The organism is uncultured Campylobacter sp., assembly GCF_938030145.1.
Taxonomy (GTDB): domain Bacteria; phylum Campylobacterota; class Campylobacteria; order Campylobacterales; family Campylobacteraceae; genus Campylobacter_B.
The window spans coordinates 93,953-117,846 of sequence record NZ_CALHGM010000040.1; the positions used below are offsets into that span (position 1 = coordinate 93,953).

The following is a 23,894-nucleotide window of genomic DNA, read 5'->3' on the forward strand; positions in this document are numbered from 1 at the left end:
AAATATATCATCCATTAATCGCTACTTTGCCTAAATTTAGGCTTCGCATAACAGCTCCTCGTAGTAATTTTTAAGCGAGCTAATATAATTTTGCAGCGTCAAAGCTTGCTTGAACTTGGCGTGTTTTTGCGCAAAAGCCCGGGCGTATTTGCCGTAAGTGCGGTAAATTTCATCGATCTTGGCGCCCAGATCCGCCGCCTCGCATAAAAACTCCTCGCTTAAAATTTCCGAAATTCCGCCCACGCGGGTAGATATCAGCACGGGCGAATAAAAAATACCTTCGATCAAAATCACCGGAAAGCCCTCCTTGCGCGAGCTGATGACGTGCAGGTGCGATGCGCTCAGAATAGCTGCAACGTCGTCGCAAAAGCCGCACAGCCGCACGTGGTCCTGTAATTTTAGCGAATCGATTAAATTTTGCAAATTTTGCCTCTCGCCGCCCTGCCCGTAAATTTTAAGCTCGAAATCAAATTTCAGCTCGCTTGCGGCGCGGATCAAAAGATCAAAACCCTTGATCTTATCGAGTCTGCCGACCGCGACGATGTTAAATTTAAAATTTTCCGCCGCTGCGCTTGCGCCCTGTTGCGATACGAATACGCCGCTAGTCTTATTTTGCGATGCGTCCGCATCCAAAGCCCTATCCTGCGACATATGCGCCCCGCTAAGCGTATCTTGCGACGCAAATGCAGAGCCAGCCCTATTTTGCGACGTATTCGCAGCGCCAGCCGAGTCGCCGCGCGCATTCTTTATTTCCTTGAGCGCTTCGTTTGCGGCACCCTCCGCGTCCTTGCAGCGCGCGAGAATTTCATGATTTGCAAACTCCCGCCGCGGCTCTATGCCGAAATATATCACCTTCGCGGCGTGATTTATCGTGGTTGCGACCTTGCGCGAGGCTGCGATGACGTTTCGCACGCGATCAAAAACGGGCGCTTTGCGGTCGTTGTGTTTGGTCGCAACAAGCTTAAGATTTAAAAATTTTTCGACTACAAAGCCGATCTGCGCGGCTTTGGCGCCGTGTGAATGTAAAATTTCAAATCCGCCCGAGCGTAAAAACCGATAAATTTCAGCGAACAAAAACGGATTGTAGCGCTTGTCGCGGCTTTTGTACTGATAAATTTGCACGCGAGCATCCAGACGCTGCAAAAACTCGCATCTATCGGGCACGATTAGCGCCGCCTGCTCGCTTTTGCAAAGCTCATTTAGCGAGTCGATCACGATCTTTTCGACGCCGCCGTAAAATCTGGAGCAGCAAAGATAGGCGATTTTCATCTATTTCTGCCCTTCTTCATCTTCAAAATGAAGCTCAAAAGCCCCTGTCTGCCGCTAACCATGATGCGCGGAATTTCAAAATTTGAGTAGTGAGGGCGCAACACGTCGTTTTGGGTCGTAACGGCGCAGCTAAAGCCCGCCTTGCGCGCGCAGCGCACGCTAATCTCGTCATAAAAGCCGAACGGATAGGCAAAGGCGCTGCAAGGGACGTCAAATTTCGCCTCTATTTCGCGCTTTGATTCACTCATCTGACGCAGCTGCTCTGCCGCGTCTAAGCTAGGTAAGTTCGCGTGATCGAGCGTATGCGAGCCGATCTCGATGAGCCCGCTTTGCAAAAGCTCGCGAACCTCATCGTCGCTTAGCATCTCCTCGCGATTTAGCTCATCGCTTGATTTTTTCAGATCCTTATCGGTCGCCCAATTCCCCTCAAAGCGCCGGTTCACGATGAAAATCGTCGCCTTAAAGCCGTATTTTTGCAAAAGAGGCAGGGCGCCCGTAAGATTATCGCGATACCCGTCGTCGAAGGTAATGCAAACCGCCTTTGCGGGCTTTTTATCCAAACTCGCAAGCTCACTTAGAGTGTAGCTCATAAAGCCGTTTCGCTTCAGCCACGCAAGCTGCTTCTCAAACGCGGCGGGCTCTACGCGCAGACGGTTAAATTTAGAGGCGCGCTTTGGCAGATGCTCGCGGATCATATGATACATCAGCACGCGCGGATACTCGTAAGGTTGGTCCTTCGCCCACCACGCAAAGCGCAGGCAAAACCACGCAAAAAGCGCCGCAAAAGCCAAAACCGCCGCGTAGATCATCGCTCGATCCTTACGCGATAAGCCAAAAAGCTCAAAATCGTAGCCAGACTTAGCGCCGCAAAGGAGATCTGATAGACCGCGTTTTTGAAAAACAGCGACGCGCACCAAAGAAGCAGCAGCGTTAAAAATGCGATCCTCCAGCCGCTAGGCGCGTTTTCGTAAAAAAATTTTTTCATATTAAACTCTCATAAACCTTTATCGTTTTTTCTACCATCTGCTTTAGGCTGAAGTTTTGCGAAACGTAGCCGTAGCCGTCAAATTTCAGCTCGCGCGCGGGGGCAAACAGCCCCGCTAACGCCTGCGCGTCGCCCGCGTCAAAAAAATAACCGTTTTCGCCCTCTCTTACGATATCCAGCGCGCCGCCGTGACGGGTCGCTATCACCGGGCAATTCAGCGCGATCGCCTCAGCCATCGAGCGCCCAAAGCTCTCGGGCTTGCTTGAAGCGCTTACCGTGACCGACGAGAGCGAGTAAATCTCGGCCACCTTGCTCTGCGAACCTGCAAAAATTACGCGCTCGTCTAGTCCAAGCCCCTCTACGAGCGATTTTAGCTCGGAAAAATACTCGTTGCGATCCGCTCTCACGCCGCCTACGATCAAAATTTTAAGCTTTTGTTCGCTTGCCAAAGCCGCGGCGCGGATCAGGGTTTTGTAATCCTTAATCTGCGTGATGCGCCCAACGCCCGAGACGATGAAATCATCCTGCGCGAGGTTAAAATTCTGTCTAAATTCCGCGATGAAGCGCTCGTCTAAATTTTTGGGATTAAATTTTTCTAGATCGATGCCGCGCGGAATGATCGTGATCTTGGCCGCATCCACGCCGTAGCTTCGCACCACGTGATCGCGCGCATAGCCGCTAGGGCAGATGATCGCGTCCGCATCCGTCATGATTTTGCTGTAAAAATTTACGGAATTTATCCCATGCACGGTGCTTACGATCTTTGCACGCGGGCGAGCAAACTTAACCAGCCACGCCGGCACGCGTGAGCGGACATGCACGATGTCGGGAGCGATCCTGCTTAAAATTTTACGCAGCTTTAAAACGCGCGCCGCAACGCTTAGGATATTTTTGGAGCAAACGTCGAGCTGTACGTGCACGCCGCCCTCGTTTTCTATCTTTGGCGCCAATTTGCCGCCGTTACTGATAACGAAATTTTCGATGCCGCGCCGCGCAAACTCCCTATTTAGCTCGACTACGCCGCGCTCGACGCCGCCTTCGTTAAGCTCGGGCAGGATTTGCACGACCCTCATATTTTTATCCCCCTCACAAACGCCCCAAGATCGTACTTCGCGGTCTTTTTTGGCTTCGCACCCTCGCTGTAGCGCCTAGCATAGCCCGTAGAAACGAGAGCACTTATAAAATCGTCAAATTTATTATGAGCGTCTTTGCGCTTTAAACTCAAAATAGCTACGCTCGCGCTCCCGTTAGATGCAGCCTCGCTTATCATCGAGACGCTATCCTCGCTGATAAAGACCCACTCGCACTGCGCCAAAAAATCGCCGATCGGATTTACGGGCTCTCGGCTATAAATCACGCTGTAATCCCAGCCAAGCTTTTCTAGCGCGCTCTCGGTAGCCCTCGGCGTGCGCGGAGAGGTCGTTAGCGCAAACTCGCAGTCCGCAAACTGCGCCCTTACGCCCTCTATCTGCTTTAAAATTTCATCCCCCATCTCAAAGCAGGAATTCGGCCCGCCGATGATAAATCCGATGGATTTGCGCTGCGGCCTATACAGCCCCTGCGGGCGCGAAAAACTAAGCGAGACGGGCGAAATTTTTAGATTTGCACGCGGCTTTGGGCGGTCATGCGCGCCTGCGATGATGACGCTAAAATCCTTGCGGTAGCCCTTCGGATACATTAGTGCTATACTCGGCTTTGCATATCTGCGCGCGTAAAATTTCAGCGCGTAATAGGTCGTAGAGCCCGCGCCTACGAACAGATCGAAATCTGCGAAATTTAAATTGCGATCTGATGCAGCATCTAAATTTCTGCCATTCGGTGCGGCATCTAAATTTACGCTATCCGGCGCGGCGGGACTATTTAAAGCAGAATTGTTTAAATTCGATCTGTTTTTGCAGTCTGCCACCGTGTCTCCTCCACTGAGATCGCACTTAAAAATTTTAAAATAAAGCCCGAAAAAATCAAGCACGTAGGAGCAAAGCTTAAGAAGCTTGTTTGCGTAAGCAATCTTGCAAATGCAAAACTCAAGCCCTCTTAGCTCGCAAAATGCGATGCTTTGGTTCTCGTGCCCTTTGCGGCCGTCGCTTAAGATGAGCACTTTTCGATGCGAATTTTTTGCTGCGGGCGGATTTGCGCAGGAGCTTTCGCTGTTTAAATTTAAAGAGCCGCCGCCTGCGTGCCACGCGTAATCTGAGGCACCCGATCTTAAATTTTTATATCTAAAATTTTCGCGGCGTAAAATGTAAGAGGGGCTACCGCAAAACGATATAAAATTTTTGAAATCCGAATTTTTGCTCGCTCGCGTGGCGGCGATCGCCATAGAGCTTTCGCGATTTAAAATTTTACCTTCTCGCGCGGCTCTACTTAAATTTACGACGCTTTGCTCTTTTGCAAAGAGGCGCGAGCCCTGCGGCGCGGATAAATTTCTCGCGATGCCCTGTTTGCTCTCGCCTCTTGAAATTTGCCGCGCCATCAGTCCATTTTCCATCGTTTGTGTATCCAAAACCACTGCTGCGGCGCAGTTCGCACAACCTCTTCGAAAATGTCATTGCACTTTTGCGTGATAAACAGTTCGGCCTCGTCCTTATTTAGCCCCTCAGGTAGCGGCGGGAAATCCTTGATCACGATCTCGTAGCGATCATCCTCTCCGCGGCGCGCAAAAATGGGTATCAGCACGGGGCGAAATTTCAAATAAAGCGACGCGATAGTCTTCGTGGTGTAGCACTGTCGTCCAAAAAAGGTCGTAATCAGGCTGTTTTTAGGGCCTGGCTTTTGATCGGGCAGAATGCCTACGTTGCGTCCTTGTTTTAGTGCCTGTACGAGCCTGCGCATCGCATCGTCTTTATAAATGAGGTCGTTGCCGTAGCGCTCGCGAAAGGGCGCCACGAGCCGCTCTTCGATCAGCTCGTTATCGCTGCGGCGCCCCACTACCGAGACGGGAAAGCCGTTAGCGCCGAAAAAATTGGCTAGAATTTCCCAGTTTCCAAAATGCGCGGTAAAAAATAAAATCCCGTGCGGATTATCACCTTTTAGCTTTCGGACGCGCTCTAGCGCCTGCTCGCCGTTTGAAATCAGATCATCAAATTTTAGTCTACCATTGTAAAATAAAAGCGTGTCGGTAAGCGTCCTAGCGATACTGCGAAAATTCTCGATCGCAAGAGAGTGAAGCTCACTTTCGCTTTTTTGCGGATAGGCGGCGCGAAGGTTATCCTGCGCGACTTTAACGCGCCTGCTAAGCTTCCACGATGCAAAAAGTGCAAGCTTGTCGAAAAATGCGAATATGAAGCTTTTCGGCGCGAATTTTGCAAATTTTATCAGACCCAGCGCCAAAAAATATTGGATTTTTTCCTTCATAAAGACCTCGTTTTAAATGCGAGATTATATTGAATTTTGGCTAATTAGTAGCTAAAACGCTATTTACCGAGGCAAAAATTGCTAAACATTTCGTCTAGAATTTCGTCTCGCTCAAATGGACGCGAAATACGTGCAATCGCCTCAATCGCGCGATTTATCTCAAATGCAAAAAGCTCAAGTTCGCCGCAAGCCAGGCGCTCGCTCGCATTTTTAAGAGCCGCAAGCGCGCTCTCGCAAGATAGAATTTGCCGCTCATTACTCAGCATAAGACCATCGAAATTTTGAGAATTTAAGTAGCTCTCAAGCGCGGTTAAAATTTTATCCACACCCTCGTTTGCAGAAATTTCAAGTGACGTAAAAATGGAATTTGCTTGGGTAGTTTGCTTAGCGGAATTTATTGCAGAGCTACTAGGCGCGATGGAATTTGCAGAATTTTGTTTGAAATCATCTTGAGTAAAATTCCCCGCAGCACAGCTTGCAGTAACGCGCTCGGTATTTGGCGACACTAGTCCCGCTTTTGCGGCGGAATTCTGCCCCACCAGATTTATGGAATTCGCAAGAGCTATTTGGCTTGTAGGCGCGGAATTTGTGGAAGTAGAATTTTGCGCGCTTAAGTCACGCTTTAAATTTTTAGCTTTTAAATTCTGCGCGCAGGAATTTAAAAAAACATCGCAGGTCCGACTTTGCTTTAAATTTTCGGCTGTGAAATTCTCTGATATGGGATTTTTGACTGCGAAATTTTTTTCAGAAAAAGCCTCTAAATCCTCGCCAAGATCCTCCACGCTAGGATGAAATTTACGAGGCAGGTCACATTTATTTAAAACGTAGATGATTTTTTTGTCTTTTTGTTCACGCAATATTTTTAGGATCTGCGCGTCCTCGGAGTCCCATTCGCGACTTGCATCAAACACTGCCAAAATCACGTCCGCCTCGATTGCAGCGCGAAGCGAATATGAAATGCCGATACTTTCGAGCTTTGAGCCGCTGTGTCTGATACCTGCAGTATCGACTATACGGATTAGATGGGTGCCTATTTGCAAGCTTTCTTCGATGAGATCGCGCGTAGTGCCCGCTTCGTCGCTCACGATAGCGCGACTAAAGCTCAGCATAGAATTTAAAATGCTTGATTTACCGACATTGGGCTTACCCACAATCGCTACTTTAAAGCCCTCGATCAACCCCTTTCGGCTGCGGCTGATGCGAGTGATTTTTTCTAGCGAAGCGATATTTTGGCTAAGCATTTCTTGCGAGTTTTGCAGCACATCAGAAGGCAGATCGTCCTCCGCGTAGTCGATGCAAACCTCGACAAAAGCTAGCGTCTTAACCAGAGCCGCGCGCAGATTTGCGACGAAGTCTGCTAGCTCGCCTCGCAGGCTGCGCGATAAAGCTTTAGCCGCACTTTGCGAGCGCGAATTAATCAGATCGCTTATGGCTTCCGCTTTACTAAGATCCATTTTACCGTTTAAAAAAGCTCGCTTACTAAACTCGCCCGGATTTGCTATGCGCGCGCCCAGAGCCAGCACGGCATCTAACGCCAAGGACGAAGCCGTAAAGCCGCCGTGGGTCTGCACTTCTACGACATCCTCACCAGTAAAGCTATGCGGAGCTTTAAAATATATCAAAATCGCCTCGCCGAACGCTTCGCCGCTCGCGTCAAAAAGATTTACAAGCGTAGCATAGCGAGGGCGCAAAGAACTGCGATGTGAAAGGCTTAGGGCGATAGATAGCGCTTCCTCGCCTGAAATTCTAACTATGCAAATTCCGCCGATACCGTGAGCCGTAGCGATAGCGGCGATAGTCTCGCTCACGATTAGCTTTTTTCGTCTACGATGACGATTTTGCCGCTACGCGTGGATTTTATGCCCACGAAACGATCCGGATATGCTTGTTTTAGCTTGTCGGCTACGATTTTGATAAATGCGCCATCAAAAGCTTTCGTGACAATACGCTCATTTCCGGAGCGCTCTACGAGTGCATTTACATAAGAATCGATAAATCGTTCTTGATTTTGTAAAAATTCCGCGATTTCAAAAACCACAGCAAGATCGTATCTGATGCTGATCCAGTTGTAAATCATATACGAAAGTGCCTTGTAGCGGTGTCCTTCTTTGCCTATCAAAAGCGCGCTATCCTCGCCTTGCAGCTTGATATAGACGGTATTTTCGTCGATTTTGCTAACATCGCTAACTTCGATATTAAACTCGCTTGATCTAAAAAGTGCAGATAGCTTCTCTTTGATATCGGATAAAATTTCATCCGTCACAACGCCCTTTTGCTTTTCTTTGCGATGTTTAGAATGCGTGGCGCGCGGACTTTGCGGCTCTGATTTATCGCCCTGCTTTTTCTCTGCTTTGCCGACTTTATTTTGCGGGGCGTTAAATTCCGGATTTTCGCTAAATTTCTCCCCTTCCAAAACCGCTTCTATAATGGCATTTTTCTTAAAAAAGCCCAAAAATCCGCTGCTTGGATGCTGCAGTACGCGCACGTTAAGCTGCGTTACTGAGCATTCCAGCTCAGCTGCTGCTTTATTATATGCGTCTTTTAAATTTTCTGCTTCAATTATCATGATTTTTTCTCCGCTATTTGAGCTTGTTTATGCCTAGCAAAGGCTTTATTGATGACATATTGCTGGATAATGGAGCAGAAGTTATTGACCGTCCAGTATAGCGTAAGACCCGCCGGGAACATCACAAAAAATACCGTAAAAATAAGAGGCAAGAATTTCATCATCTTCTCTTGCATCGGATCGGTAAATGTAGTCGGAGTAATCTTTTGCTGCAAAAACATCAAAATTCCCATCGTAATCGGCAGGATGTAATATGGATCTTTAAGCGACAGATCGTGGATCCACAGCGCCCATTCAGCGCCCTTTAGCTCGATCGCGTTAAGCAAAACGCGGTAGATCGCGAAAAATACCGGTATTTGAAGCAGGATCGGTAAGCAACCGCCCATCGGATTGGCGCCGTTTTTCTTATACAGATCCATCATATGCATCTGCAGCTTCTGCTTATCGTCCTTATATTTCTCCTGAAGTTCCTTCATCTTAGGCGCCAGATCTTTTAGCTTATTCATAGATAGCATTCCCTTGTAACTTAGCGGGAATAAGATTAGGCGGATGATGAGCGTAAGCACTACGATCGACCAGCCCCAGTTACCGATATAGCCGTGCAACCAGTTTAGAAATTTAAACATCGGGCGAGCGATGAAGGTAAACCAGCCGTATTCGATAATGTGCGTAAGAGTAGGATTTATCGAGCTTAGCGTTGCGTGATCTTTCGCGCCGATATAGCCCGTAAGACTAAGATCGCCGTCTGAGCCTATGAAAACCTGCGAAATTTTATCTGCGTCAGTCACGGTCGCATTCAAGCTCTCTCCGTAAAATAGCGTCGTATAATAACGATCCGAGCTCGCAGCGATATTTGCGCCACTTATTCGCTCGTTTTTATCCACGTCGCCATCTTTAAAAATTTCTACGCTTTCGTTTATAGCCTGCGAGCCCGTAAAAAATGAAGTGATTTTATCTGAAATTCCAGCTTCGCCCGGTTTTCCAACGATGACGCCGTGAACCGTATAGCTATCTACTTCTACGTTCGGGCGCGAGCCGGGGCTGATAAAATAATGCGCATTGCCGCTTAACTTCAGATCCAATTTATAACTACCATTTGGATAAAAGGTAAGAATTTTATTTATGCTAACGGCGCCTAAACTTTGACTTAATGTAACACTAGCCTCTCCGTTTCGTACGTCAAGCTCGTTAGATGAGGCGCTGTAAGGAGTATCGAAAGCCATCGCATTCAACGCCGCGTCCTCAAAGCGCATCTCAAGCGGTTTAGAATGTGATTTAGGATCAATTAAATTTATCGCATCGCCGTTTTCGTCACGGAATTTAGCATCATTTAGCACATACGAGCTTATGCGACCGAGCCCGTCGATCGTGAAATTTGCTTCTTTGCCAACCACGCGCACTAACGGTGCAGAGATGGAATTTGTGGTATTTAAATTCGCTCCCTGCGCGCTCACGCCAGCAGCGGTAGTTTGCGGAGCGGACTTGGCGGCATTTTTTTGCGCGATTTGCGCTGCGGTTGCGTTTGCCTCCATAGCGGCGCGAATTTTTGATAAATAAAAATGATCGTAAGCTACGAAAAATATGAGCGCAGTTGCTATTGCGATAGCAAGGCGCTTTGATTGAGGAAGTTTATCTAGCACTATTTTTCTCCTAGTCGTATGACGTAATATCTATTTTTTTTATATGGTATGAACCAAAGCTTAAATTTCTGCGCGCGCGCGTTAAAGCCGCCTTCGCAGGCTTTTGAAAATACGCAAAATTTAAAATTTTGCGCGATTATCGGATAATCTATGCCACCGCTAAAGAGCGGATTGCATCTTAAAATTCTAGCCGTTACAGCGCAGAGCGCGCCAAAGGCGCCGTTAAACTTAAACTCATAAAGCGCATATTCCGAACAGCTCGGATAGTAGCGGCAACAGCGCGGAAACGCGGGCGAAATGAATTTTTGGTAAAACCCGATCGCGGCTATAAAAAATCTCTTCATTTTACTGCGCCGATCTTTTTAAACGCCCATTTTAAATTTCGCTCAATGTCTTCAAAGCTCATATCTACGATCCGCTTTTTTGCGATTAATATAAAAATTCCGCTAACAATGGCGTCTTTTTGATTATAAAACGCGGCGCGCAAACGCCTTTTAGCGTAATTTCGCGTAACTGAATTGCCTATTTTTTTGCTGGCGACCGCGCTAAATCTGCGTTGCTCGCTCGCCAAAAAATACACGACGGCGCATTCGCAATGCCACTTTGCTGCACTTTTATAAACCTCCGAAAAAACCCTGCTATCGCTTATTGCAGCAAATTCGCCTACGCAGCCAATCTTCTTCTGCCTTTAGCGCGTCTTGCACTTAAAACTCTGCGACCGTTTTTTGTTTTCATACGGACGCGAAAGCCGTGAGTACGCTTTTTAGGGGTATTGTGGGGTTGGTACGTTCTTTTCATAACTGTTCCTTTAAGAAAATGTAAAGCGGAGATTTTATAGAAACTTTACTTAAAAACCGATAAACAAAAGCAGCCCTAGCGCCGATAAGCGTCGCCTTGCAGCTTTTTACGGCGCAGTTTTAAGTCTTGCTCATTTTTATTGTTTCGCTCCTTGATATCTTGCATCGGCTGTTTTTTCATCGAAAAATCATCGTGGTCGCCTACGCCTTTTGATTCACGTTGCAAATTATTTTGCAGGCTTTGCCTATCTAGTTCATTTTTTTGACGATTTAGCATAATTTCATTATGGTTTTTCTCAAATTCTGATTGTTTATCGTTCGCAACGTAAGCGCTGGCACCAAAGCTTACTGAGTCATCTTGCGCGCTTAGTGCCGTGGAATCAGCAAATATTGCGCCGCAAAGCAGCCAAAATATCAAAGCCTTTTTCATTTGCGTTTAAATTTGCCTGCCATTGCGCGATAGATCGCTGCCTCGTTTTGAAGCGTCAAATATCTTTGATTTAGCTCGTTTATCTTGGCATTTACGGCGTCGGTGCGGGCTTCTAGCATATCCTTCAGCTCACTTGAGCCAGCTTCGTATTTCGCGGCGTAAAGATCGGCAATGCGCGCCTTTTCATCGTAAGCAGCGCTTAAATTTTTAAGGCTAGCCAGATTGATCTGGTAAATTCTATATAAATTTAGCACCTCATTCGTAGCGTTAGAGAGCGTCTGTTCGTAATTTACGACGTTTTTGCGAAAAGCGATCTCTGAAATTTTAAGGCGGTTTTCAACCCTCGCATAATCCAAAAACGGCAGACTTATGCTTACGTTGCCACTTAAAAAATTTAGCTTGAAGCTATCGTTAGCGCTCACGCCTTGCCCATTAGTAAGCCCTGCGCCCAAATTCACGCTAGGAAAGAAATTTAACTTAGCGGTCTGTTCGTCGTAAAAGCTGGAATTTAGCCTAGCGATCGCAGCTCTAATGTCGGGGCGGTTAGCAAGCGCTGTGTAAGGTACATTTAGATCAACGCCTTGGAATTCTATGGAATTTATTGAATCTGTGTTATCATCAAATTGCAAGCTGGAGGAGATGAGATTTCTCATATATTTATGATTATCCTCAATATTTTTTTGAATGCTTAATACCTTGTTTTCAAGCCCTAGAATAGAATTTTGAATCTGCCTGTAATCAAGCTGTTCGGACTTGCCGTAATCGTATTTTGCCTTGATTATTTTTTCGATCTCGCGGTAATCGCTTAAATTCTGTTTTGTCCATTTTAGCGAATCGTTTAGATAAAGCATCTCAAAGTAGCCGCTTACGACAGAATTTATAAGAGTCAGGCGAGTATTTTCAAGGTCAAACTCGCTGGCTTTAGCGTTCCAGCCCTCGGCATTTACCGCCGAGCGGATCTTGCCGAAAAGATCAAGCTCATAGCTTACGTTAAAGCCCGAACTATAGGTTTTGTTCCAATTCGAGCCGGTGCTTATGTCGCGATTAGCGCCCGCACTCCACGAGCTACTTAGCGTAGGAAAAAGATCAGCCCTGCTTAGCCCTAAATTTGCATAAGCACTCTCAACATTTAAAGCCGCTGTTTTTAGATCGTAGTTATTCGCAAGGGCTTGATCTACAAGCTTATTTAGGTACGATTCGCCATATTTTTTATACCACAGCGTATCGATTTCATAGCTTGCATTTTCGTCCTTGAAATGCTCTACAGGTTTAAATTCGACCTCACTTTGATTTGAGGCGCAACCGCCAATAAAAACAGCTAAAATGCCGCTTAAAATTACTTTGGAATTTATCATTTTCTCTCCTTGTTTATTCTTGTGCTAAAGCATCTATCGGATTTAATCTGCTGGCGTTTCTTGCCGGCAAATAGCCGAAAACTATACCGATCGCGGACGACGCCGCAAAGGCGATCACGAAGGGCGCAGTAGTAAATTTCATCGCAAAATCCGGGCTTATGGTATTAAACGCAAATCCAAGCGCCAAAGCGATTAAAATTCCTAAAGCTCCGCCCAGCGAGCAAAGCAAGATCGCCTCTATCAAAAACTGCTGCAAGATATTGGATTGCTTCGCGCCGATCGCCATTCTGATGCCGATCTCGCGCGTGCGCTCGGTAACGCTTACGAGCATGATATTCATCACGCCGATGCCGCCGACGACGAGCGAGATAACCGCAATCGATGAGATCAAAATCGTCATCGTGCCGGTAGTGCTTTGTATTGTTTGTTTGATAGTATCTGCGTTCATCGTATGAAAATCCCGCGAGCCGTGTCTTTGGATAAGTAGCTGAGTTAGGCTCTCTTCAGCCACTTGAGTATTGACATCGTCTTTTATTTTGATGGTGATAGAGCTGATTTTTCGATTGCCCGTGATTTTATTCATCACAGTTGAGTACGGCGCGTAAATTCTTAAATTTTCGTTGCTTCCGAAGGCGTTCTCATCCTTACCCGAAACTCCTATGATCTTAAGTGGCTTACCCGAAAATAAAATCGTCTTGCCAATAGGATCGGAATTTTTAAAAAACGTTTTTTTAGTGTTTGGATCGATAATCGCGACAGAGGCAGAATTTTTAATATCGTCGTCGCTAAAATTTCTACCATCCTCTATATCTATGCCATTAACTGCCAAAGAATTCACGCCGCCGCCGCGCAGTTGAGCCTTGGAGCTTAAATTAGCATATGTTGCCGTACCGCTTGCAGAAGCATTTGGTGTAGCGTAATCGACGTAGGGCTGGCGCGCCAAAACTTTAGAATCGCTTATCGTAAGGGTGCTCACAAAGCCTGCTCGCACGTCGCCGAAATTTTTACCGGGAAAGATATCGATCGTATTGGTGCCAATTTTACGGATCTCGGATAAAATTTTCTCCTCCGAACCCTTACCAAGAGCTACTACGCAGATAACAGACGCGATGCCGATGATGATGCCTAACATCGTCAAAATCGATCTTAGTTTATGCGAAAATATCGCGCTAATCGACATTTTAAAGCTTTCGATGAGCTGATCTTTGCAAAATATAAAGGAATTTTTCGTTTTAATCTCCTCTTTTTTGCGCTCAAAAACCCGTTCCGCCTTTCTTTTATCGCTTAAAATTCTACCGTCTTTTATCTCGATGATACGATCCGCAAATTCCGCAATATGCGCATCGTGCGTAACTATGATGATGGTGTGGCCCTCTTTGTGTAGCGCCGTTAAAATTTGCATCACCGTCTCACCGCTTTTGCTATCAAGCGCGCCGGTGGGCTCGTCGGCCAAAATCACTTCGCCGCCGTTTATCAGAGCGCGGGCGATACTTACTCGCTGCTGCTGCCCGCCGCTAAGCTTGCTCGGTAAATTTTTAATGCGATCCCCAAGCTCCAGCTTATCCAAAAGCTCCACCGCCCGTTTCGTCCGTTCGCTCGCCCCTACGCCCGCATACACCGCAGGCAGCGAGACGTTTGCGGTCGCATCCATCGTAGCGATGAGATTGTATTTTTGAAAGACGAAGCCGAATTTTTTACTTCTAAGTGCTGCGAGCTCGTCGCCGCTTAAATTCGCGGTCTCGCGACATTCGATCTTGTAGCTTCCGCTGCTTGGCGTATCGATGCAGCCGATTATATTCATCAGCGTCGATTTCCCACTTCCGGATTGCCCGATTATCGATATAAACTCGCCCGCTTCGATATTTAAACTTACGTCTTTTAGGACGTGGATTTCGTTATCGCCGAGAATGAATTTTTTGTTTATATCTTTAAGCTCTAGCATCTTTAACACCATAAAATTTTAACTAAAACACCATCGGAGGTCCGTCCATATTTAACGGTGCGGCTTTTCCGTCAGCGATAAGCACCTCATCTTTTTCATCCAAACCGCTTAAAATTTCAGTATTCAAATCGTCGCTGACGCCCGTTTTTACGTATCGCTGCTCGGGCTCTTTGCCGTTAAGCACCGTGACGTAATCGCCTTTCGCGTCGCGCTTGATAACGGAGGTAGGTAGGTAGCTCGTATTGTTCGCTTCGCTTACGATTATGTTGTTTTCGGTCGTCATTCCGATTTTTAAAAAATCATTTTCATTGTCTACGAGCATCTTTGCGTAAAAATAGATCGCGCTGTCGCTGCTACTGGAGGATGAAGAGCCACTGGAAGTTTTATCGTAAGTTCCGTCGCTAAGCGTAGTAAGACCGGGGTCGATCTTGTAAATTTTAGCCTTTTTGATATTATCCAGATCTGATAATATGGAGTATTCTACGTCCATTCCGACCTTTACTTTGGATATATCGCCCTCTGCGATTTGCATCTTGATCTCCATCTTGCTTAGATCGGCGATCTTTACGATCGTAGGCGTGGTTTGGTTGGAATTTACCGTTTTGCCCTCCTCTACCGGCATTGAAACGATCGTACCGCTTATCGGAGCCGTGATCTTGGTGTAGCCGAAATTCGTCTCCGCGGTGCTTAGCTGAAGTTTGGTCTGCTCGATCTGCGCCTCGATCTGCTTCTGCTCGGCCTCTTTTAAAGCGGCGCTATTTTTAGCATTTTCCACCGCCTCTTTGGAAGCGGCGTTTCTTTTATACAGCTGCAATTCGCGGTTATACTGCGTTTTGGCGTTTGCCGCGACGATCTTTGCAGAAGCCAAATTTGCTTCGTGGATCAGAAGCTGCGCCTTTTGCTGCGCGATCTCGTTTTCTTGAGCAACCGAGTCGATCTGTGCGATCATATCACCTTTTTGAACCTTATCGCCCACTTTGACGTAGAGCTTTTTGATCTGTCCGCTTACCTGCGCGCCCACGTCTACCAAATCCCTGGCATAAACCTCTCCCGCAGCCGTCACCGTGCCTCTGATACTGCCCTTCTCAAGCCTTGTGGTGAGGGCTTTCGGTGCCTCTTCTTGCTTAAAAAATTTACCGTATAAAAAATATATCGCAATAAAGATAAGTACGATAGAGACGATAAATTTCAAGGTTTTTTTCATTTTGCCAACTTCAAATAAAATAAGAGCTAATTCTAATGTAAAAATATAAAATTTTAGTTAAATACTAAATTCTTTGCTCGCGCAGGGCGTAAAATTTCATAATCTTTTTATGCAAAATTAGCGAAACGTAAATCAGCGCCGAGCCCGCAAGCAGGCGCGCTATATCGGCGTCCTTTTGCCAAAATACTAAATTTACGACGATCGCTGCGGGGATGAGCGCGTTATTCATAATCGCAAGCACGCCGCTATCGACTTCGCATGCGCCTTTATTCCACAAAAAATACCCCAAAGCGCTAGCTACCGTACCCAGATACACGATCACCGCGCCCTGCGAGAAGCTGGGATTAAATTTAGAAAAATCCCCGAGCACGATCGCGGCAATCGCCGTAACGGCGGTGGCCCCCATGAAAAAGTAGCCGAAAAGCTCCTTCTGCTCGCTAAAGCCGTGGCGCTCCAGCATAAATTTATACGCGCTCTGCCCGAGCCCGAAGCATAAATTTGCGCCTTGTACGAGCAAGAAACCCGTCAAAAACTCAGAATTTATCGCGCCGAATTTTATCACCAGGGCACCTAGCACCGCGACTGCGACGCTGAAAAGGTATAACGCGCGAAATCTAAGCTTAAGCGCGTCGTAAAGTAACGTCACGTAAAACGGAGTAAATATCGTAAAAAGCGCCACTTCATAGACCTTCAAATACGCAAAGCTGCGGTAGTAGAAGATATACATCACGCCGATCTGCACGGCGCCCACGGCGCAAATTTTAAGCGCTAAAGTGGGATTTACGCCGCGAAATTTCATAAATGGCAAAAAACAAATTAGTGCCAACGATACGCGCGAAAATGCCAAATACGCGCTGTCTATGCCGCGCAAAAACTCGCCTATCAAAGAGAAACTAAAAGCCCAAATACAAGTAACCAAAATCAGTTTTTTCAAAACGTCCGCCTAAGCTTTAAAATTTAGGCGGACATTTTATAAAATTTTAGTTAAATTTGGGATTTAAATTTCGCCCACGCAGCATAAATTTAGGTTTTTATTTATTTTAAATGTGTTAAAATTATCCGATTTTTGAAATTTAAGGGTAAAAATGAACGACGTTTCGGTTATAGTTCTTGCCGCAGGGCTGGGCACTCGGATGAAGTCGCAAAAAGCCAAGGTTCTTTTCGAGCTTTGCGGCGAGCCGATGATAATCCACATCCTAAAGAAAGCTTACGAAATTTCAAACGACGTGAGCGTGATTTTACACTATCAATTTGACGAGGTTAAAAGCGCGGTTCTAGCACACTTCCCAAACGCTAAAATTTACAAACAAGACCACGAGCGCTTCCCAGGCACTGCGGGCGGGTTAAAAGAGGTCGAAATCCGCGGAAAAAAAACGCTCATAATCTGCGGCGATATGCCTTTGGTAAAAAGCGCCGAGCTTCGCAAACTCTGCGAGGGGGACGCAGAAGTAAATTTAAGCGTTTTTAGCGCGCGCGATCCTTTCGGATACGGCCGCGTAATTACCTGCGGCGGCGAAATTTTAAAGATCGTCGAGCAAAAGGACGCAAGCGAGGAAGAAAAGGCGGTAAAAGACGCAAACGCCGGCTGCTACTGCTTCAAAAGCGAGGCATTGAAACAAATTCTGCCGCAGATCAAACCAGATAACGCGCAAAAAGAATACTACCTCACCGACGCGATCAAAATCGCCAAAGATATGGGCTTAAAATGCGCCGCCGTGTGGGTGGACGAGCAAAGCTTCATGGGCATAAACGATAAATTTGCCCTCAGCATCGCCGAAAATTTAATGCAAAACGAGATCAAAGAAAATTTGATGAAGCAGGGCGTTTTGATGCGCCTACCGCAAAGCATCTACATCGATAGCAGGGCAAAATTTATCGGCGAGTGCGAGCTGCAAGAAAACGTAAGTATCATCGGTCCTTGCGTGATCGAAAGCTCGCTCATCAAAAGCGGCTGCGTCATCGAAGATAGCATCGTAAAAAACTCCGATATCGGCCCGATGGCGCATCTGCGCCCAAAATGCGAAGTTATAGGCACTCATATCGGAAATTTCGTCGAGCTTAAAAACGCAAAAGTAAACAAAATCAAGGCGGGGCATTTAAGCTATCTTGGGGATTGCGAGATCGATGAGGGCAGCAATATCGGCTGCGGCACGATTACGTGCAACTATGACGGCAAGAAAAAATACAAAACGATAATCGGCAAAAACGTCTTTATCGGCTCGGACACGCAGCTAGTAGCGCCCGTGCAGATAGCCGACGACGTCATAATCGCTGCGGGCACGACGATAACAAGCGATGTTCCGAGCGGCGCGCTGGCGATCAGCCGAAGTAAACAAATCAACAAAGATGGGTTTTTCCATAAATTTTTTAGGAGCGAAGATGAGTAAGAAAAAGGTTTTACTGGCGGTTTGCGGGAGTATAAGTTTTTACAAAGCGTTTGAAATTTTATCCGCTCTGAAAAAGTCGAATTTCGATGTCTATGTCGCGCTTAGCGACGGCGTGCAGGAGTTTGTCAGCTACAAGGCATTCGAGGCGCTGTGCGATCACCCGGTACTTTGCAAAGCCAACGAAAACTGGCAGGCGGGCATTAACCACATCGCTTATTCTAAGGTGGATTTAGTTTTGATCGCGCCTGCGACGGCAAATACGATAAACAAACTTGCGTGGGGCGTCTGCGACAACGTATTTTTAGAGGTGCTAAACGCGGCTTTCGCCCACGCTAAGGTAGTCATCGCACCGGCCGCGAACCCCGCACTACTTGAAAACAACATCACGAAAAACTGCATTGATATGCTAAAAGCAAGCGTAAATGCGTATTTTGTGGATCCGATAGAAAAAACTCTAGCTTGCGGCGACACCGGCAAGGGCGGGCTAGCGAGCACCGAGGCGATCATGCAGACGCTAAAGCGCGCGCTTTACAACGATAAATTTTGGGAGGATAAAACCGTCATCATTACCGGAGGCGCGACGATCGAAAAGATCGACAGCGTGCGCGGCATTACGAATTTTTCCAGCGGCAAAACCTCCAAAGCGATTGCCGACGCGCTGTTTTACCTAGGCGCGGACGTGACGCTGATCTCTAGCAACGAATATGAAAATTTACCGTACAAGCTCGTTAAATTTGAAAGCACTATCGGGCTAAAATCGGCGCTTGACAGCACAAAATTTCCCGACGGCGCATATTTGATAATGGCTGCCGCGGTAAGCGATTACTCGCCAAAGGTGCGCTACAAAGACAAAGTGAAAAAAGCCGAGATCGGCGAAATTTGGAATTTACGCCTAGGCGAAAACGAGGATATCTTAAGCTCCGTGCGCGGAAATATCAAAAAAGTGGGCTTTAAACTCGAAACCGACCGCGAAAACGCCGTCGGCGAGGCTAAACGCATGCTTAACGAAAAGCATCTCGACGCCGTCTGCCTAAACGTGCTGGACGACATCATCAAGCTCGGCGGCGACGTCCTTAAGGTCACCTTTATCACGAAAAACGATCAGGTCGTAATCGACACCGCGCCGAAGGACGAAGTCGCCCTAAAAATCGCGGCTGAGCTGAAAAAAATCTGATCCGTGAATAGCCTAAATCATCTAGCCCTCGTGATGGACGGCAACGGGCGCTGGGCGAAAAAACGCGGTCTACTGCGCACCGGCGGGCACGAAGCGGGCGCGGAGGTCGTGGAGCAGATCTGCGAGTTTTGTATCGATGAAGGCATCGCAAACCTCACGCTTTACGCCTTTAGCACCGAAAATTGGAAGCGCCCGAAAAGCGAAGTGGAATTTTTGATGAAACTGCTTCAAAAATTCCTAATTTCGCGCCGCGAAAAATTTATCCAAAACGAGATAAAATTTTATCCGATTGGCGATATATCGGCTTTTGAGGGCGATCTGCGAAGCGAGATCAAATATCTTTCAAATTTAACTCAAAACGGGCGAGCGCTAAATTTTAACCTAGCGATCAACTACGGCTCGCGAGACGAGATCGTGCGAGCATGCGAGCGGCTGCTTGCAAGCGGCGAGCGACTAAGCGAAGCGGGCATCGGCGCACATCTAGATACCGCGCACAGCGGCGACGTGGATCTGCTGGTGCGCACGGGCGGCGAGCAGCGGCTGTCTAATTTCTTGCTCTGGCAGGCGAGCTACGCCGAGCTTGCGTTTACGCCGACGCTGTGGCCCGATTTCACGCGCGAGGAGCTTGCGCGCATAGTGGATGATTTCCGCCGCAAACAGCGCCGCTTCGGCGGTCTTTGAGCTGCGTCGCGGTCGCTCTAACGGTCGCTTTAAATTTTAAAATTTTATTTTGCAGAGCCGCTTAGACGCGATAAATTTTAAAATTTAATCCGCGGGCGCTCGCGATACCATGAAATTTTAAAATTTCAGGATTTTAATTTACGGCGCCATAAAATTTAAAATTTTTAATACGCAGGCGCGCGACACCATAGAAATTTTAAATTTCGCCCTTTTAAATTTAAAGCTATAGCGCGAGCCGTGTTACGAGGCGCGGTAAATTTAACGCGGCAGGAATTTTAAAATCACGCCGCCCATTCACGCAAGGACCGAAAGGAAGGCCATGAGCTACTACATACAATGTGGTTGCGGCAAAAAGCTTACGAAAAAGCCGATGAAAACTCTAAGATGCCCAAGATGCGGCAGCGTGTATAAAAAACCAAAGAAATTTATACTGGCGGTCTACATTTGCCTGCTGCTGTTTTTTATGCTAGCGTTTGCCATCATCCCCGATAAAATGGGTATTTTGGCATCCGCAGGCAGCGGGATAGGCGCATATATTATGTTTTTATGGATCGTAGATACTTTGAACTTCGATCTTTTGGACGCCGTGATACTGGTGGCGGGATTTTTAATTTTAGCGGATTATATGGGGTATACGACAAGCCGCTAATCGCAGGGCTCATAGCCATTTTATTTTGCGTAGGCGCAGCGGCGATTTTCGTAAAATTTTTCCCTTACGAGAGGCAAAAAATCAATGAAAACTAAGAAATTTCTCGCTACCATAAAGCGTTTGATTAAATTTTAAAAAGTTAAAGCTCCAAAGGAAAAAGATGGATTTAAATATCGTTTACGGCGTGATTTTTGCGGTATTCGGCACCTGCGTGGGTTCGTTTTGCAACGTCCTGATCTACCGCCTGCCGCGCGGACAGAGCGTAAATTTTCCCGCTTCGCACTGCCCCAAATGCTCTCACGCTTTAAAATTTTACCACAATATCCCGCTGCTTTCGTGGCTCTTTTTGGGCGGCAAATGCGCCTTTTGCAAAACCAAAATTTCGATCCGCTACCCGATCGTCGAGCTTTTAGGCGGCGCGCTTGCGCTTGCGGCGTATTTCGGCGAGCCCGATCTTGCAAAAGCCGCGGTGCTTGGGCTTTGCTTTATCTTGCTTATGGCGCTTTCGGCGATCGATTTTGAGTATAAGGCCGTGCCCGAGAGCCTTCTTTACGTAGTTACGGCGCTTTCGCTTGCTTATACGCTGATGTATGATTTTGATCTTAGCGGCGTTGGCGCGGCGGCGGGATACGCGGCGATATTTTTCGCGCTGCGCCTAATCGTTACTTTCGTGCTAAAGCGCGAAGCGATGGGCAGCGCGGATATTTTTATCGCGGGCGTTATGGGGGCAATTTTGGGCTGGAAGCTGGGCGGCATCTCGATCTACATCGGCGCGATTTTGACGCTGCCTGCGTATCTCATCGCGCACAAAAGAGGCTACGAGCTTCCGTTCGTGCCGTTTTTATCGATGGGGCTACTTCTTACCTTTATCTTCAAAGATCAAATTTTAAGGCTTCTGGACGTCATTTATGGATAGGGTGCAGCGCTATTTATTTAGCAATTTCGTAAGCTCGTTCGCGTCGCTTTTTAGCACGCTTTTTATCATAATGTCGATCGTATTTTTCCTTCAGATCGCGCGCATTACGTCGTTTATCGAGATAAATTTTTCAGAGCTCGTAAAACTCTATCTTTTCATGCTGCCGCGCATCCTCATATTTACGGTGCCGATCGCGTTTTTCGTAGCGCTTAGCATCTCGCTTTTTAGGCTCTCTAAAGAGAACGAAACCATCGTAATATTTACAATCGGCTACGCCACGCGCAAGATCGCGCTATTTTTCGGCATAAGCGCCGCGTTGTGTTCCTTGGCGCTACTTTTCGTATCGCTTTTTATGATGCCGATAGCCGAAAATTTAAAGGACAATTTCATCGATTACAAAAAGATCAGCGCGACGCTAAATATCAAATCCAACGAATTCGGGCAGAAATTTTCCGACTGGCTCGTTTTTATCGATTCGCAGGAAAACAACGGCACAAGCACGCTGTATAAGGATCTGGTGCTGTATAATCCGGGTGGCTCGCAGGATCACGAGCGGATGATCGTAGCGCGCAGCGGAGAGTTTAAAAACGAAAACGCGAGCTTTTCGGCGATGCTGCACGACGGCAAAATTTACACGATGGGCGGCGAGCAGTGGCACGTAAGCGAGTTTGAAAGCCTAACCCTACGCACGCAAAGCGACCGCAATATCCGCGGCGGAGGCGGCGTGATCGGATACTGGAGCGATATGAGCGGCAGCGAGAAGCGCAGGAAGGAATTTAGCATCTACACCCTCGTCTCGCTCTTTCCGTTAGCGAGCTTTTTGTTTGCGCTAAGCCTCGGCATCGTGACCTATCGCTACGAAAAGGGTTTCGTTTACGCGGGGATCTTCGGCGTGCTTTTTAGCTACTTCGCGATGATCATGCTGCTCTCTAAATACCCAAGCATCGCGCTTCCAGTGACATTCGGCGTTACACTTATCGGCTCGTTGTTTTACTACAGGATCAAAATTGCCCCGAGGTACTGAAAAAGGCTCCGAGCTTTGCGGCGGCGAAATTTTAAATAAAAGCTCGTCCGCTCAAAATTTAGCGGATAAAATTTTGGCAAGCAAGCCTAACGCGTCTGAAATTTTGCGTGGCGTAAATTTAAAGTATGAAGCGCAAAACGACGAGCAAGGCTTTGTTTCAAAAGATGAGCTTTTAAATTTTAAAAATTCCGCTCTTGTAAGTTCGGCAAGCGATACAGCTGCCTATACTGCGCCCGATTGCGGTTTGAATCACGAAAGCGTCAGGCGGAATTCGGACGCCGTTCGCGCCAAAGAGACCGCGCGCGCGGCAAATTTAAATTCCGCCCGCGAAAATTCCGCCGATACCGCCGCTTCCGATATTTGCGCGGCAAGCATAGAAGAGATTTGCACAAGTCCCGCAGACGCTTGCAGGGCAAACGCCGCCCGCATAGCAGATGCCCCCGCAAACACCTTCGCAAGCGCGTCCGAACTCAAAAATATTATTGAAAGCGCGCCCGCAAGCGACTTCGCAGCGAGCGAACTTGCGCAAATCGGCAAAATAAACACCCTGCCAAATACCACTGCAGATGCGTGCACCTTCGCAGCGAGCGTAAACTCCGAGCGCGTGAAGCTCAAGCTCGTCTATTCCTATGACGGCTCGAAATTTAGCGGCTCGCAGTCTCAACCTCACGGGCGCGGCGTCGAGGACGTGCTGCGCGCGGCTTTGGGGCGCGTGGGGATCTTTGCGCCGCTTATCAGCAGCTCGCGCACCGATAAAGGGGTGCACGCGCTGCGCCAGGTAAGCTGCGTCGAATGTACCGTGCACTGGGAGCTGCCGCGCCTAAAAGAGCTTATTAACCGCCACTGTGCGCCCTATATTTTTGTGCAACACATCAGCCCGGTGCCGCGCGATTTTCATCCGCGTTACGACGCCGTGGCGCGCTCCTATCGCTACGTTTTAAACCACGGACGCCCCAGCCCCTTTCTTAGCGATTTTTGCGTGTTTTATCCGCGCGTAGATCTTGCCGCGCTCAATGCTGCGCTTGCAAATTTTATCGGCGAGCACGATTTTAGCGAGTTTATGAAAAGCGGCAGCGACATAAAAAGCCCCGTACGCGAGCTCTACGTCGCGCGCGCCTACTCTTTTAGAAATTTAACCTTGATAAATTTTAAAGCCAATGGATTTTTGCGAGCGCAGGTGCGGCTGATGGTCGCAAACGCCCTAAAATTCGTGCAGAGCGGGCGCAAGATCAGCTTCTCGCGAGCTCTTAGCAGAATCCCCTTTCCGCCGAACGGGCTGTATCTTAGCAGCGTGAGTTATTAAGGCTTGAAATTTATAGCGTTAAATTTTATCTCCAGACGTTTGGATTTCAAGCTTAGAATTTTATCGCGGTAAAATCCTGCATATCAGAGCAGATCACCGAGCTACTTGATATTAAATCACCTGCGCCACAATGTGTAAAATCGTAAATTTGCGCGAAATTCGATCTATTTTTATTAGAATTTTATAGAAATTTAGCAATACTTTCAAACTTTTAACTC

24 protein-coding genes are annotated in these 23,894 nt (G+C 47.3%); 7 read left to right on the top strand and 17 right to left on the bottom strand.

The features are described from left to right. Window positions 1–36: 36 nt before the first annotated feature. The 17 genes from Q0323_RS08870 to Q0323_RS08950 all read right to left on the bottom strand — a co-directional run bounded on the left by Q0323_RS08870 (window position 37) and on the right by Q0323_RS08950 (window position 16,476). Window positions 37–1,269 carry a glycosyltransferase gene (locus tag Q0323_RS08870; protein WP_298053645.1) on the bottom strand — a complete coding sequence of 411 codons (1,233 nt, stop codon included), beginning with the start codon at window positions 1,267–1,269 and terminating at the stop codon, window positions 37–39. Next, entirely contained in the window at window positions 1,266–2,078 is an 813-nt protein-coding gene (locus Q0323_RS08875; RefSeq protein WP_298053648.1) for a polysaccharide deacetylase family protein, read from the bottom strand. The genes Q0323_RS08870 and Q0323_RS08875 overlap by 4 nt, the downstream gene beginning before the upstream one ends. Further along, on the bottom strand, window positions 2,075–2,254 hold the full coding sequence (locus tag Q0323_RS08880; RefSeq protein ID WP_298053651.1) for a hypothetical protein: 180 nt from the start codon (window positions 2,252–2,254) through the stop codon (window positions 2,075–2,077). The genes Q0323_RS08875 and Q0323_RS08880 overlap by 4 nt, the downstream gene beginning before the upstream one ends. Then, the gene (locus tag Q0323_RS08885) at window positions 2,251–3,327 is read right to left on the bottom strand and encodes a glycosyltransferase family 4 protein (protein WP_298053654.1); all 1,077 of its coding nucleotides are present in this window, start codon (window positions 3,325–3,327) and stop codon (window positions 2,251–2,253) included. Before Q0323_RS08885 ends, Q0323_RS08880 begins: the two co-directional genes overlap by 4 nt. Beyond that, window positions 3,324–4,757 carry an ELM1/GtrOC1 family putative glycosyltransferase gene (locus Q0323_RS08890; RefSeq protein ID WP_298053656.1) on the bottom strand — a complete coding sequence of 478 codons (1,434 nt, stop codon included), beginning with the start codon at window positions 4,755–4,757 and terminating at the stop codon, window positions 3,324–3,326. The genes Q0323_RS08885 and Q0323_RS08890 overlap by 4 nt, the downstream gene beginning before the upstream one ends. After that, a complete protein-coding gene (locus Q0323_RS08895) occupies window positions 4,727–5,608 on the bottom strand; it encodes a lysophospholipid acyltransferase family protein (protein WP_297883321.1) in 882 nt (293 codons plus the stop codon). Before Q0323_RS08895 ends, Q0323_RS08890 begins: the two co-directional genes overlap by 31 nt. A gap of 59 nt (window positions 5,609–5,667) precedes the next feature. Then, window positions 5,668–7,416 carry a tRNA uridine-5-carboxymethylaminomethyl(34) synthesis GTPase MnmE gene (gene mnmE / locus Q0323_RS08900; protein WP_298053660.1) on the bottom strand — a complete coding sequence of 583 codons (1,749 nt, stop codon included), beginning with the start codon at window positions 7,414–7,416 and terminating at the stop codon, window positions 5,668–5,670. 2 nt (window positions 7,417–7,418) lie between these two features. Continuing rightward, a complete protein-coding gene (locus Q0323_RS08905; protein WP_298053662.1) occupies window positions 7,419–8,174 on the bottom strand; it encodes a Jag N-terminal domain-containing protein in 756 nt (251 codons plus the stop codon). Continuing rightward, entirely contained in the window at window positions 8,171–9,814 is a 1,644-nt protein-coding gene (gene yidC, locus Q0323_RS08910; RefSeq protein ID WP_298053665.1) for a membrane protein insertase YidC, read from the bottom strand. The genes Q0323_RS08905 and yidC overlap by 4 nt, the downstream gene beginning before the upstream one ends. Then, on the bottom strand, window positions 9,814–10,158 hold the full coding sequence (yidD, locus tag Q0323_RS08915; protein ID WP_298053669.1) for a membrane protein insertion efficiency factor YidD: 345 nt from the start codon (window positions 10,156–10,158) through the stop codon (window positions 9,814–9,816). Before yidD ends, yidC begins: the two co-directional genes overlap by 1 nt. Further along, window positions 10,155–10,490, bottom strand: coding sequence for a ribonuclease P protein component (rnpA, locus tag Q0323_RS08920; protein ID WP_366939569.1), 336 nt, complete (start codon window positions 10,488–10,490; stop codon window positions 10,155–10,157). The genes yidD and rnpA overlap by 4 nt, the downstream gene beginning before the upstream one ends. After that, window positions 10,478–10,612, bottom strand: coding sequence for a 50S ribosomal protein L34 (gene rpmH / locus Q0323_RS08925; protein WP_005873223.1), 135 nt, complete (start codon window positions 10,610–10,612; stop codon window positions 10,478–10,480). The genes rnpA and rpmH overlap by 13 nt, the downstream gene beginning before the upstream one ends. A gap of 75 nt (window positions 10,613–10,687) precedes the next feature. Then, complete coding sequence (locus Q0323_RS08930) at window positions 10,688–11,041, bottom strand: hypothetical protein (protein WP_298053672.1); 354 nt, start codon at window positions 11,039–11,041, stop codon at window positions 10,688–10,690. Then, on the bottom strand, window positions 11,038–12,396 hold the full coding sequence (locus Q0323_RS08935) for an efflux transporter outer membrane subunit (RefSeq protein WP_297941932.1): 1,359 nt from the start codon (window positions 12,394–12,396) through the stop codon (window positions 11,038–11,040). The genes Q0323_RS08930 and Q0323_RS08935 overlap by 4 nt, the downstream gene beginning before the upstream one ends. A gap of 13 nt (window positions 12,397–12,409) precedes the next feature. Continuing rightward, window positions 12,410–14,338 (bottom strand): MacB family efflux pump subunit, encoded by a 1,929-nt coding sequence (locus Q0323_RS08940; RefSeq protein ID WP_298053674.1) that lies wholly within the window; start codon window positions 14,336–14,338, stop codon window positions 12,410–12,412. Window positions 14,339–14,360: 22 nt separating this feature from the next. Continuing rightward, window positions 14,361–15,542 carry an efflux RND transporter periplasmic adaptor subunit gene (locus Q0323_RS08945; protein ID WP_298053677.1) on the bottom strand — a complete coding sequence of 394 codons (1,182 nt, stop codon included), beginning with the start codon at window positions 15,540–15,542 and terminating at the stop codon, window positions 14,361–14,363. Between the two features lie 64 nt (window positions 15,543–15,606). Then, entirely contained in the window at window positions 15,607–16,476 is an 870-nt protein-coding gene (locus tag Q0323_RS08950) for an EamA family transporter (RefSeq protein WP_298053680.1), read from the bottom strand. 151 nt (window positions 16,477–16,627) lie between these two features. Between Q0323_RS08950 and glmU the strand changes: the two genes are divergently transcribed. The 7 genes from glmU to truA all read left to right on the top strand — a co-directional run bounded on the left by glmU (window position 16,628) and on the right by truA (window position 23,676). Next, window positions 16,628–17,929: a bifunctional UDP-N-acetylglucosamine diphosphorylase/glucosamine-1-phosphate N-acetyltransferase GlmU gene (glmU, locus tag Q0323_RS08955; protein WP_298053683.1), complete on the top strand. Its 1,302-nt coding sequence runs from the start codon at window positions 16,628–16,630 to the stop codon at window positions 17,927–17,929. Continuing rightward, the gene (coaBC, locus tag Q0323_RS08960; protein WP_291937896.1) at window positions 17,922–19,103 is read left to right on the top strand and encodes a bifunctional phosphopantothenoylcysteine decarboxylase/phosphopantothenate--cysteine ligase CoaBC; all 1,182 of its coding nucleotides are present in this window, start codon (window positions 17,922–17,924) and stop codon (window positions 19,101–19,103) included. Before glmU ends, coaBC begins: the two co-directional genes overlap by 8 nt. Before the next feature lie 3 nt (window positions 19,104–19,106). Further along, window positions 19,107–19,784 carry a polyprenyl diphosphate synthase gene (uppS, locus tag Q0323_RS08965; RefSeq protein ID WP_298053687.1) on the top strand — a complete coding sequence of 226 codons (678 nt, stop codon included), beginning with the start codon at window positions 19,107–19,109 and terminating at the stop codon, window positions 19,782–19,784. Window positions 19,785–20,103: 319 nt separating this feature from the next. After that, the gene (locus Q0323_RS08970; protein ID WP_298053689.1) at window positions 20,104–20,433 is read left to right on the top strand and encodes a hypothetical protein; all 330 of its coding nucleotides are present in this window, start codon (window positions 20,104–20,106) and stop codon (window positions 20,431–20,433) included. Between the two features lie 160 nt (window positions 20,434–20,593). Next, complete coding sequence (locus Q0323_RS08975) at window positions 20,594–21,349, top strand: A24 family peptidase (protein WP_298053692.1); 756 nt, start codon at window positions 20,594–20,596, stop codon at window positions 21,347–21,349. After that, a complete protein-coding gene (locus Q0323_RS08980) occupies window positions 21,342–22,373 on the top strand; it encodes an LptF/LptG family permease (protein WP_298053694.1) in 1,032 nt (343 codons plus the stop codon). Before Q0323_RS08975 ends, Q0323_RS08980 begins: the two co-directional genes overlap by 8 nt. 604 nt (window positions 22,374–22,977) lie before the next feature. After that, window positions 22,978–23,676, top strand: coding sequence for a tRNA pseudouridine(38-40) synthase TruA (gene truA, locus Q0323_RS08985; RefSeq protein WP_298053781.1), 699 nt, complete (start codon window positions 22,978–22,980; stop codon window positions 23,674–23,676). Window positions 23,677–23,894: the final 218 nt, after the last annotated feature.